General features: G+C 67.0%; 8 protein-coding genes and 1 pseudogene. 2 read left to right on the forward strand and 7 right to left on the reverse strand.

Annotated elements, in window-relative coordinates; translation table 11 throughout:
* Positions 1–15: 15 nt before the first annotated feature.
* The 5 genes from MKCMC460_RS23815 to MKCMC460_RS23835 all read right to left on the reverse strand — a co-directional run bounded on the left by MKCMC460_RS23815 (position 16) and on the right by MKCMC460_RS23835 (position 6,581).
* Positions 16–990, reverse strand: a complete 975-nt coding sequence (locus tag MKCMC460_RS23815) for a glucosyl-3-phosphoglycerate synthase (RefSeq protein ID WP_236977500.1) — start codon at positions 988–990, stop codon at positions 16–18.
* Positions 987–1,835, reverse strand: a complete 849-nt coding sequence (folP, locus tag MKCMC460_RS23820) for a dihydropteroate synthase (protein ID WP_236984355.1) — start codon at positions 1,833–1,835, stop codon at positions 987–989. Before folP ends, MKCMC460_RS23815 begins: the two co-directional genes overlap by 4 nt.
* 207 nt (positions 1,836–2,042) lie before the next feature.
* Positions 2,043–4,112: a PPE family protein gene (locus tag MKCMC460_RS23825; RefSeq protein WP_236977501.1), complete on the reverse strand. Its 2,070-nt coding sequence runs from the start codon at positions 4,110–4,112 to the stop codon at positions 2,043–2,045.
* Positions 4,113–4,234: 122 nt separating this feature from the next.
* A complete protein-coding gene (fadD6, locus tag MKCMC460_RS23830; protein ID WP_238304932.1) occupies positions 4,235–6,010 on the reverse strand; it encodes a long-chain-acyl-CoA synthetase FadD6 in 1,776 nt (591 codons plus the stop codon).
* 16 nt (positions 6,011–6,026) lie between these two features.
* A complete protein-coding gene (locus MKCMC460_RS23835; RefSeq protein WP_236977502.1) occupies positions 6,027–6,581 on the reverse strand; it encodes a TIGR00730 family Rossman fold protein in 555 nt (184 codons plus the stop codon).
* Between the two features lie 71 nt (positions 6,582–6,652).
* On the opposite strand from MKCMC460_RS23835, the gene MKCMC460_RS23840 reads away from it, so the two are divergent.
* Positions 6,653–8,770 carry an ATP-binding protein gene (locus MKCMC460_RS23840; RefSeq protein ID WP_236977503.1) on the forward strand — a complete coding sequence of 706 codons (2,118 nt, stop codon included), beginning with the start codon at positions 6,653–6,655 and terminating at the stop codon, positions 8,768–8,770.
* A gap of 107 nt (positions 8,771–8,877) precedes the next feature.
* The gene (locus MKCMC460_RS23845) at positions 8,878–10,365 is read left to right on the forward strand and encodes a cellulase family glycosylhydrolase (RefSeq protein WP_238304933.1); all 1,488 of its coding nucleotides are present in this window, start codon (positions 8,878–8,880) and stop codon (positions 10,363–10,365) included.
* 65 nt (positions 10,366–10,430) lie between these two features.
* Here the strand turns inward: MKCMC460_RS23845 and MKCMC460_RS31910 are convergent.
* Positions 10,431–10,562, reverse strand: a pseudogene (locus MKCMC460_RS31910) (hypothetical protein); the annotation flags it as partial.
* A complete protein-coding gene (gene dapE / locus MKCMC460_RS23850; protein ID WP_236977508.1) occupies positions 10,556–11,620 on the reverse strand; it encodes a succinyl-diaminopimelate desuccinylase in 1,065 nt (354 codons plus the stop codon). The pseudogene MKCMC460_RS31910 and the gene dapE, both read right to left, overlap by 7 nt.
* Positions 11,621–11,663 lie beyond the last annotated feature (43 nt).

An 11,663-nucleotide genomic window follows, 5' to 3' on the forward strand; every position in this document is an offset into this window, starting at 1 on the left:
AGTCGGGGTCGGCCTTTAACGCGGCCGCAAAGCGTTCATCGGCGGCCGGTCGGCCAACGACACCGGCCAGGTGTGCTGGGTGTATTCCTCCGAATCGGGGCCGACGGGGAAGAACTGGGTCAGCCCCACCCCGGAGTCGGGAATACCGCACCGCGACAGCAGGGTGGCAATGACCTGCCGGCTCATCGCGCCGAGCTCCTCGAGCGGGCGGTTGCGATGTTGGCGGACCCCGAGGTTGACCTGCGTAATCGCATCCAGACCCAGCCGGTCGAAGGTGTCTACCAGCAGGCCGATCTCCACGCCGTAGCCCGGCGCGAACGGCAGCGACGCCAACAGCTCGCGGCTGGCCGCATACTCCCCGCCCAACGGCTGCAGCACACAGCCCAGCTCCGGGCGCAACGCCGCCAACAGCGGCCGCGCCACGAGTTCGGTGACCCGTCCCCCGCCGGTCGCGTTCGCGGACGCGTCACCGGAGTTCAGCGGCCGCCGATAGAAGCCCTTGACCAGGTGAATCCCGTCACCGGTGAGCAGTGGGCCGACGAGATGCGGCACGAACATGGGATGCGGGTTGACCAGGTCGGAGTCGATGAACACCACGATGTCGCCGCTGGTGGCCGCCAGCGAGCGCCACAGCGCCTCGCCCTTGCCGGGCCGGGTGGGCAGCTCGGGCAGCGCCTGCTCGCGACTGACCACGCGGGCGCCGGCGGCGATGGCACGGATCTCGGTGTCGTCCGTGGACCCCGAATCGAGCACGAGCAACTCGTCGACCAACCCGCCTCGGTCCCGGACCAGCGGCGAGACGCTGTCGATGACCGATCCGATCGTTTCTTCCTCGTTGAGCGCCGGCAGCACGACCGAGATCGTCCGCCCGGCTTTGGCGGCGACCAGCTCGTCGATCGTCCAGCGCGGACGGTTCCAGCTGCGGTCGGCCAGCCAGGTGTCGCCGGGGCGCGCCGAGAGCCTGGCCAGATCCAGCTCCGAAGCCGTCATGCCAGTCCTCTCACGGTGCGCGCCGGGGCACGAATGCCCTGGATCGAGGCCACCATCTCCAGCACCCGCCGGGTGGCGGCGACCTGGTGGACCCGGAACATGCGTGCTCCGGCGGCCGCGGCCAGCGCGGTGGCCGCCAGCGTGCCTTCCAGTCGTTCGGTCACGTCCACACCCAGAGTCTCCCCGACGAAGTCCTTATTGCTCAACGCCATGAGCACCGGCCACCCGGTCTCGACAAGCTCGGCCACGTGCCGCAACAGGATCAGGCCGTGGAACGTGTTCTTGCCGAAGTCGTGGGTGGGGTCGATCAGTATCCGGTCGCGGGCCACTCCGACCGCGACGGCCCGCTCGGCGGCGGCGGTGACCTGGCAAATCACGTCGTCGACCACACCGCGGGTAGTCGTACCGTAACTGACTCGGAAGGGTCGTGTCCTGGGCGCGGCGCCGCCGGTGTGCGAGCAGACCAGCCCGGCGCCGAATTCGGCGGCCACCTGCGGCAGGCCGGCGTCGATACCGGCCCAGGTGTCGTTGACGATGTCGGCGCCGGCCGCGCAGGCCAGCCGGGCTACCTCCGAGCGCCAGGTGTCGACGGAGATCAGCTGATCGGGATAGGTAGCGCGCAGCCACTCGATGAAGGGCACCAGCCGGGCGACCTCAGTGTCCGGATCCACGATCTCGCCGGGGCCGGCCTTGACCCCGCCGACGTCGATGACGTCGGCGCCCTCGGCGACGGCGCGGTGCACGGCCTCGCGGGCGGCGTCGTCGCTGAACGTCGCTCCCTTGTCGAAGAACGAGTCCGGGGTGCGGTTGATGATCGCCATGATCAGCGCGCGATCGGCCGCCACCGGGCGACCGCACAGCGTCGGATGGCCGGCTGACGCCGGCGGTGTCGACTGCACGCTCCCATAGTGCCTGGTGTGCCCTTTTACCGCGCGAGCGTGACGGTTCGGCTCACCGGAGTCACCGATCCCGGCGCAACATTTACGGACCCGTGGCGATTCGCTCAGAGCTCCAAATGGCCGGGATCGCGCTAGGCACTTCTTCAGGATTCGCTAATTGAAGAATCCCGACTGGTGATCGCCCGTGTTGAACCCACCCGAGTTGAAAGACCCCGAATTGCCGATTCCGGAGTTGCCGCCAATCAGGCCACCGTTGAAGAAACCCACGTCGCCGCCGGATCCTTGTGGCGCGTTGCCGAACCCGATGGCGCCGTCGCCTTGGTTGGCAATGCCGACGCCATTGGAACCTGAATTCCAGAATCCGGTGTTGTCGTTCCCGGTGTTGAGGACCCCGGCGTTGTGTGCGCCGATGTTTCCGACGCCTTCGTCGAAATCGCCGGTGTTGCGGAATCCCGACGTCCCGCTACCCACATTGTTGAACCCTGACGTCCCCACGCCCACGTTCCCGAATCCGGAGTTGACCGATCCCGTGTCGTAGGCACTGCCGAAACCGGTGTTCGTATTGCCCGCATTCCCAGCACCGGTGTTCGTGTTGCCGGAGTTGCCGAATCCCGTATTCGTGTTACCTGAATTCAGGACCCCGGTGTTGGCGGCACCCGAATTTCCAATGCCTACGTTCGCGAGACCGGAGTTCGCCAAACCCACGCCATTACTGCCGGCGTTGAGCGCACCTATCGTGTAATTGCCGGAGTTGCCGAAGCCGACGGTGTCGTGTCCGGCATTCCAGAACCCGACGTTGGCGCCATACCCGGTGCCGTCGCTGACCGGCGGACCAGAGTTGGCAAATCCAACGTTGGTGCTGGCGGAATTGTTGAAACCGGTGTTGATGTTGCCGGAGTTCCAGAACCCGGTGTTCACATTACCGGTGTTCGCGAATCCGGTGTTGAAGTCACCCGAGTTGCCGAAGCCGACATTGCCGTTACCCGAATTGAAGAATCCGATGTTGTTGTTACCTGAGTTGAAGAGGCCGATGTTCCCACTACCAGAATTCAATCCGGCGAGATTGATACCGAATTGATTGTCGCCGGTGAGCCCGATCCCGAAATTGTTCGTCCCGGTATTGCCAAACCCGAGGTTGTTCGTGCCGGTGTTCCCGAGCCCAATGTTGAAGTTTCCTTTGTTGCCGACGCCGATGTTGCTGTTGCCCAGGTTTCCGTTGCCGAAGTTGTGCATCCCGTTGTTGCCGAAGCCGACATTGGCATCACCGATATTGCCGCTACCCAGGTCTTGGCTGCCCAGGTTCCCACTACCCAGACTTCCGTTCCCATAGTTCCCGCTGCCGACGTTGTCTTTGCCGATGTTGCCGACGCCGAGGTTGAAGCTGCCGGTATTGCCGCCACCGAGATTGATACTACCGAGGTTGCCTAAGCCGACGTTGGAATAGCCATTGTTGCCGATGCCGATGTTCGTGTTACCGCCGCTGTTTCCGGCGCCGAAGTTCAGATTTCCATTGTTGCCGAGTCCTATATTGAGATTGCCCGTATTTCCGGCACCGATGTTGATGTTGCCCTTGCTCCCATTGCCGAGGTTTGCGTTCCCCACATTGCCGCCGCCGACGTTGAACTGGCCGGTGTTGTTGAACCCGATATTCGGGAAGCCATTATTAGCCAAGCCGCTTAGGGCAGCACCCAGACCCGGGAGGCTCGGCAGCGCCTCGGCCCAAGGCACCAGCTGCGCAACCGCGGATGACGCGCCGCCGTGATATCCCAACATTGCCATTACATCCTGAGCCCACATCTGCTCGTATTCGCACTCGGCGGCAGCGATCGCCGGCGCGTTCTGCCCGAACACATTCGACACCACCAACTGCACCAGCTCGTTGCGATTCGCGAGCACGGCAACCGGGTGCACGATCGCTGCCCGTGCGGCGTCGAAAAGGCTCACCAACGTCCGCGCCTGGCCCGCCGCCCCGGCCGCCTGGTCTGCTGCGGCAGCCAGGAATTGCGCGTACGGACCGGCGACAGCGGTCATCGCCGCTGCCGCCGGGCCCTGCCAGGCCTGCATCGTCAGATCCGACGTCACCGACGAGAATGATTTCGCCGCGCTACCGAGCTCCGACGCCAGCGACTCCCAGGCGGCTGCGGCAGCCAGCATGGGCTCCGACCCCGCCCCGGTGTGCATCAACACTGAGTTGAGTTCAGGTGGATTCAGCACAAAGTTCATGGCGAAAGTCCTCCCCCGCACGATGGCGTGATGTTGCACGTGTATTTCTCACGCGTGCAACCAGGACTTATCGAACCCCACGGCACGTGGCTAAGTCAATAAGTAAATGGTCGTTCGGAGCGTCAGCCCTGCGGGCGCTTCCCTGCCGCGACCTCGGCAGGGTATTCGTCGTAGAACGGCACATAACCCTCTTCGCGCCCGGCCAGCACGTAGAGCGGGTCCTCGACGTCAGAGCCGTAGCCCTGCTTACGCAATTCGACCTTGCGGCTCTTGAACGTCGTGGTGTGCTCCAGCGATTCCACCACCCGCACAAACAGCGGCAGCGCATACGACGGCAGCTGGTCGTAGACCGCGCGGGCCAGGGCGGCACCGTCTAACTCCGCCCCCTCCCGCAACTTGATCGCCGCCATCCCGGCGCGTCCGCCGGTGTCGGGCACCTCCACCCCGAACACCGTGCATTCCTCGACCTGCGGATCGGAAGAAACCGCACCCTCCACCTGGGTGGTGGCCACGTTCTCGCCCTTCCACCGGAACGTGTCGCCCAACCGGTCGACGAACGCGGCGTGGAACAGCCCCTGCGGGTTCATCACGTCACCGGTGTTGAACCAGGTGTCGCCCTCCTTGAAGGCGTTGCGCACCAGCTTCTTCTCGCTGGCCGACTTGTCGGTGTAGCCGTCGAACGGCTGCAACCGGTTCACCGGGCTGAGCAGCAGGCCCGGCTGGCCGGCCGGCACCCGTCGCACCCGGCCAGCGTGGTCACGCACCGGTTCGCCGGTATCGGGGTCGTACTCGACGTAAGCCAGCGGCATCGGCGAAATCCCGGTGCTGCGTGGCACATTGAACACGTTGATGAACGCAGTGGTGCCTTCGCTGGCGGCGTAGAACTCGCACACCCGCGGGATGCCGAACCGGTCGGTGAATTCGTCCCAGATCTCCGGACGCAGCCCGTTGCCGGCCACCACGCGCACGTCGTGGGCTCGGTCGGTCGGCTTGGTCGGCTGGTTGAGCAGATACCGGCAGAGTTCGCCGATGTAGATGAACGCGGTGGCCTCGCTGGCGATCACCTCGTCCCAGAACCGCGACGCCGAGAACGACTTGCCCAGCGCCAGCGTCGCCCCGCTGTTGATCACCGAGGACACCGCGACCGTCAGCGCGTTGTTGTGGTAGAGCGGCAGGCAGCTGTACAGCGTGTCGGTGGCCTTCAGCCGCAACCCCAACCCGCCGAACGCACCCAGCGCCTTGAGCCACCGGTAGTGCGTCATCACGCTGGCCTTCGGGTAGCCGGTGGTGCCCGAGGTGAAGATATAGAAGGCGGTGTGCTTCGCCCGCACCGCGGATACCGACGCCGGGTTGGTGGCGGGGGCGGTGGTGGCGAACCGTTCCAGATCCTCGATGGTCAGCACCTCTGCCGCCGATCCGCCGGATTCGCTGATGGCGCTGACCAGGTCGGATTCGGCGACGAGCACCTTGCTGTCGAGCACGCCCAGACTGTGCGCCAGCACGTCGCCGCGCTGGTGATAGTTGATCATCCCGGCGATCGCGCCGCATTTGACCACGGCCAGCATGGTGAGCACGGCGTTGGGCGAGTTGCGCAGCATGACGCCGACGACGTCGCCGGGCCCCACCCCGCGGGCGGCCAACACCGCGGCGTACCGGTTGGCGGTCGCGTTGGCTTCGCGGTAGGTCAGTTGCTGGTCGCCGAACTTCAGAAAGACCCGGTCGGCGTAGCGCGCGGCGCGGTCCTGGAACACCGAGCCGATCGACGTCCTGGAACCCGGGCGGGCCAGCAGACCGGTCTGCACACCACGCACAATCGACGGCACATCGGCAATCAGGCCGGGAACACGTAAGGCGAGGTCGGTGAGTTTGATCCGGCCGCGCGCGCCTTGCTCGGACACGTGATCCCTCGATTCGTTATCTGTCTGGCGTGCAGGCTTGTAGCGCCTCGCTGACCTTATCGACCACCGTGAGCCGGTCGACCGCGGCCCGCGAGATATACCCGCTGTCGAGCAGCCCGTATATCCAGGCCCGCACGGGTTCGTAGTGCCCCCAGGGATCCAGTATCACAATAGGTTTGTCGTGCACGCCGAGATATCCCTCGGTCCATGCGCTCAACAACTCGTCCAGGGTGCCGACGCCGCCCGGTAACGCGATGAAGGCGTCGGCGCGGTGCTCCATGACCTGCTTCCGCTCGCGCAGGGTGTCGGTGACAATCAGCTCGTCGGCTTGGCGGTCGGCGAGTTCGCGGTCCAGCAGCATGGTCGGAATCACCCCGACGGTCCAGCCGCCGGCCGCGCGCGCCGCCTCGGCGACAGCGCCCATCGCCGAGACGTTGCCGCCGCCCCAGACCAGGGTCCAGCCGCGCTCGGCGATCGCCGTTCCCAGTGTTGCGGCGAGTTCGAGCAGTTCGGGATGGGTCGGCGTGGCGGCGCAGTAGACGGCCACCGCCCGCTGGTCGGTGGGGGGCATATCCGAAACCTAAACCACTCGGCTGCACCCTGCGCACCCTGTTCGCCGGTCGCTGGCCATAGAGTCGACTCGTGCCCATGCGCTGGAACGTCCCTCGACACACGGCGGCGCTGGAGCGGTTGGATGTCGCGCTGAATCAGTCGGGCGGGGCGGTGGTGCTCGGGCCCGACGGGGTCGGCAAGTCGACCCTGGCCCGGTTGGCGGCCGAACGTTACGTCGGTGAGCACCCGGGCACGCTGACCCGGTGGGTGGTCGGGACTCCGACCGAGCGGGTGGTGCCATTCGGCGCGTTCGGGCACCTGATCGAGGTCGCCGAGCTCGGCAAGCCGGCCGCGCTGTTGCGGGCGGCGCGGATGTCGTTGACCCGGGCCGCCCAGCAGGGTGACCTGCTGCTCGTCGTCGACGAGGCGCACGACCTGGACATCCTGTCGGCCACGCTGGTCTATCAGATGGCCCGTACCGGGGCGGCCCGGATGCTTGTCACCGCGCGGGCCGACGCGGCCCCCCAGGCGATCGCGGCGTTGTGGGCCGACGGCCTGCTGGATCGGATCGAGATCGAGCCGCCTGCTGGTGCGACGACGGCGGCCGAAGTCGACGCGTTCCTGGCCGAGTTGCCAGCGCCGGCCCGGGCGGTACTGGACTATCTGGCGCTGGTCGAGCCGCTGACGCTGGCCGACCTCACCGCGCTGGCCGGGGACGGCGCGGTCGATCAGGCCGAGGAGTTCGGCGCGGCCGAAACCCGGGTGCGCAACGACGACGAGCCGGTGGTCTACACCGCGCACCCGCTGTTCGCCGAACGCGCGCGGGCGCAGTTAGGTGCGGACGCTCGGCGCAAGCGCACCGAGTTGGTCGAGTTGCTTTCCCGGCATCCCAGCGAGCATCCCAGTGATCGGCTGCGACTGGCGTCGCTGGCGCTGGACAGCGACGCGTTGCAACCGGCCGACGAGGTCGCTGCGGCCGCGCAGCAGGCGCTGCGGCTGGGTGACTTGCCGCTTGCGCAGCGGTTGGCCCGGGCGGCGGTGGACCGTTCGGGCGCTTTGGAGCCGCGTCTGGTGCTGGGTCAAGCGCTCGGCTGGCAGGGACGTGGACGCGAGGCCGGGCAGGTGTTCGCGGCGGTTGATCCCGCTGGTTTGTCGGAGGCGGAACTGATCGCCTGGGCGGTGCCGCGGGCCGCCAACCAGTTCTGGATGCTGGGTGAGCCGGAGAAGGCGGCGGCGTTCTTGCAGACGACTCGCGCCCGGGTGAAAGATCCAGCGGCGCAGACCGTGTTGGACGGGCTGACCGCAACGTTCGCGATGAATTCCGGCAATCTGGCGCGGGCGATCGCGCTGTCCACCGAGGTGTTGTCGGCTCCGGCGGCCGGCGATACCGCGGTGGCATGGGCGGGCAGTGCGGCCGCGTTGTCGTCGGCCCGGATGGGACGGCTCGGCGACGTCGAACGCCTAGCCGAAAAGGCGTCGGCCGCAGAGCATCCCGGCCTGCTGCGGTTCACCGTCGGGCTGGGTCAGATCACGTCGCTGGTGATGGCGGGCCAAGTCGAGCAGGCTCAGACGCTGGCCCAGGAGTTCACCGACTTCGCCGAGTTGCAACAACCCGGCCGCGCCATCGGCGAGGTGCTGCTGGCTTACGTGTTGAATGTGCGGGGCGAATTCGCCACTGCTGCTGCACTATTGGAGCCAGCTGCCGCCGAGCTGGAGCGCACCGGCTACTCGTGGGGTCCGCTGTCGTTGATGTTGTTGACGACAGCCATCGCCCGGCAGGGCGACATTCCCGGATCGGCAAAAGCGTTGCGCCGCGCGGAGAATCGGCACGGGACCAAGTCGGCGTTGTTCGCCCCGGAGCTGGGGATGGCGCGGGCCTGGACCAGGCTGACGGCGCGGGATGCTGCGGGCGCGGTGGCCGCGGCACGGGATGCGGCGCGGATGGCCGAGCGCGCCGGGCAGTCCGCGGTGGCGGTGCTCGCCTGGCACGACGCCGTGCGGCTGGGTGAGGTGCGGGCGGTGGAGCCACTCAGTCGGCTTGCAGCCGAGATTCATTGCCTGGCGGCCGATATCGCTCTGCGTCACGCTCGAGCGCTGGCCGCCCGGGACGCGGCCGGGTTGGCATCGGTGGCCGAGGAGCTGGCCGCGCTCGGGATGGGTGCGGCGGCCGCCGACGCGGCCGATCAGGAGCGGCGCTACCCGGCTTGACGGCACCGATTGGGTGTGATGGCGGCGACTGGCGGCGCGCCGCATTGGAAGTCAAACGTGACCAGCCCGTATTGACCGGGTGACTATTACGCCTCACTGTTTCCAGAATGTTCCGTGCGGCAAGGCTGGTGGCAACCGGCCTGCTGCTGATCGCCGGCATGACAACACCGGCGTTCGTGGTCGTCCCCCCGCCGCCGGCGCATGCTGCGGCCGTCGGGCCGACGATGCCTCTTGGCCACAGCGGGCGGTGGATGACCGACTCCGACGGGCGCGCGGTCATCCTGCACGGTCTCAACCAGGTGTACAAGGTGCCACCGTATACACCGTCGGCTGACGGTTTCGGCGATGACGACGCGGCCTTCTTGGCGGACAACGGATTCAACGCGATGCGGATAGGTGTGATCTGGGCGGCCGTTGAGCCGCAACCACTCAGCTACGACGACAACTATCTCGCTTCGATCGCCCAGACGGTGGCCACGCTGGCATCGCACGGGATCATCAGCCTGCTCGACTTCCACCAGGACATGTACAACGAGCTGTTCGGCGGCGAGGGCGCCCCTGGGTGGGCGGTGCAGAACGTCGGCCTGCCCAATCCGCAACTTGGCTTCCCCGGCAATTATTTCCTCAATCCCGCCGCGGAATATGCGTGGAATGCGTTCTGGCGCAACAATCCCGCACCGGACGGGATCGGCTTGCAGGACCACTACACGCGCGCCTGGGCACATGTCGCCGGCTACTTCCACGGCAACCCAGGGGTGTTCGGCTACGAGGTGCTCAATGAGCCGTGGCCGGGATTCATCTGGGAGGGTTGCTTCAACCCGGTGTTGGGCTGCCCGCTACAGGACCTGAAATTGACCGCCTTCTACCGGAAAGTGGTGCCTGCGATCCGAGCCTCGGATCCGGCGACGCTGGTGTTCTTCGAGCCGAACGTGTTGTTCGCCGAGGGAATTCACACCGACCTCGGTCGGGTGGTCGACCCGAGCACCGGCTTCTCGTTCCACGACTATTGCGCCGTCGAGTCGATACTGCACAAGAGCATCACCTGCCGACTGGAGGACAGCGTCACCTTCACCAACGCCAGCCTCTATGCCGATCTGCACGGCATTCCAGCGCTGTTGACGGAATTCGGCGCCACCGACGACCTACCGAACCTGCGCGAGGTGCTCCACCACGCCGACCGGCACCGGCTGAGCTGGCTGGAGTGGGCCTATACCGGCAACGACAAGACCAGCTCGTCGCCAAACGGCCAGGCGCTGGTGTTCGACCCCAGCCAGCCGCCGACGGGCGGCAACGTGAACACCGCCAAGCTTGCGGTGCTCGCCGCGCCGTACCCCCAGGTGGTTGCGGGCACGCCGGGATCCTGGTCGTTCCGGTCGGGAACCTTCCGGCTGTGCTATTCGACCGAGCGTCCCGACCATGGTGGCCGCTTCGCTCCCGGCGCGCAGACCCTGGTATCGGTGCCGGCTATCGAATATCCCAACGGGTATCGCGTGAACATCAAAGGCGGACAGGTGGTTTCGGCGCCCAATGCACCGGTGTTGACGGTGGTGGCCAACGCTGGCGCGGACAGCGTCGAAGTCGTCGTGACGCCGTAGCGGCGATCGGCCGGGCCCGCCGATGCCGCACGTGCCGCCCGCGCGGTCGTGACGAGTTCGCCGAGCTAGTTGGTCGCGGGTGGTGGTTGGGGTTGGAAGGGTGGGTACCACCACCAGTGGGCGCGTTCGCCGGTGGGTCCGGTGCAGGGTTTCACCTCAGGTGGTGGAGTGGTGGGGGCCCGGGCCAGCGCTACCGGTTCAGATATCCCCGCAGCATCTCCGTCGCAGCCTTGATCTGAGCTACCGAGACCCACTCGTCGCGTGTATGCGCCAGGTTCGGATCGCCCGGGCCGTAATTCAGCGCCGGAATGCCCCGCGCGGCGAAGCGCGACACGTCGGTCCAGCCGTACTTGGCCCGCACCTGTCCGCCGGCCGCCTCGACCAATCCCGCGGCCGCCGGCGCCGAAAGGCCGGGCAACGCGCCGGCTGCGGAGTCGGTCAATGCGATGTCGACATCGAGCCCGTCGAGCACCTCGTGCACGTGCGCCAGCGCGGCATCCGCCGAGCGATCGGGGGCGAAGCGGAAGTTGACCGTCACCGAGGCCGCGTCGGGGATCACGTTTCCGGCGATTCCGCCGTCGATGCGCACCGCGGACAAACCCTCCCGGTACACACACCCGTCGATGTCGACGCTGCGCGCCCGATATCCCGCGAGCCGGTCCAGCACGGCACCGAGTTTGTGAATTGCGTTGTCGCCCAGCCATGATCGTGCCGAGTGGGCACGGGTTCCGTTGGCGCTGACCACAACTCGCAGGGTGCCCTGGCAACCGGCCTCGACGAAGCCGCCGGTGGGCTCGCCCAGAACTGCTACGTCGGCGGTCAACCAGTCCGGCAGTTCCCGCTCCAGACGACCCAAACCGTTTGCCGCCGAATCGATTTCCTCACAGTCGTACATCACCAGGGTGATGTCGTAGGCCGGCTCGGCCACGGTCGCCGCAAGGTGCAGGAAGACCGCGTCCCCGGACTTCATGTCGGAGGTGCCGCAGCCGTGCAATTGATCGCCCAGCAGCCGGCTGGGCAGGTTATCGGCCGCCGGGACGGTGTCCAGGTGCCCGGCCAGCAACACCCGCGAAGGCCGGCCCAACGCGGTGCGGGCCAGCACCGCGTTGCCGTTGCGAACGATCTCGAAGCCGGCGGTCTGCGCGCGCAGGGCCGCCTCGACCTCGTCGGCGATACGCGCCTCATGCCGCGACTCGCTGGGGATATCGACCAGTGCCGCGGTCAGCTCAACAGGGTCGCCACGCAAGTCCAACACGCGGCCCAGCCTAGTTCTCCGTGCTGGCGATCCAGCCGGCGAG

Source organism: Mycobacterium sp. 20KCMC460 (assembly GCF_022179425.1).
Taxonomy (GTDB): domain Bacteria; phylum Actinomycetota; class Actinomycetes; order Mycobacteriales; family Mycobacteriaceae; genus Mycobacterium; species Mycobacterium kiyosense.

What these genes read in the sequence shown, in the direction of transcription:
- MKCMC460_RS23815 (WP_236977500.1), bottom strand. Translation starts at nt 990, where the DNA reads ATGACGGCTTCGGAGCTGGATCTGGCCAGGCTCTCGGCGCGCCCCGGC.
- MKCMC460_RS23825 (WP_236977501.1), bottom strand. Translation starts at nt 4,112, where the DNA reads ATGAACTTTGTGCTGAATCCACCTGAACTCAACTCAGTGTTGATGCAC.
- MKCMC460_RS23835 (WP_236977502.1), bottom strand. Translation starts at nt 6,581, where the DNA reads ATGCCCCCCACCGACCAGCGGGCGGTGGCCGTCTACTGCGCCGCCACG.
- MKCMC460_RS23845 (WP_238304933.1), top strand. Translation starts at nt 8,878, where the DNA reads ATGTTCCGTGCGGCAAGGCTGGTGGCAACCGGCCTGCTGCTGATCGCC.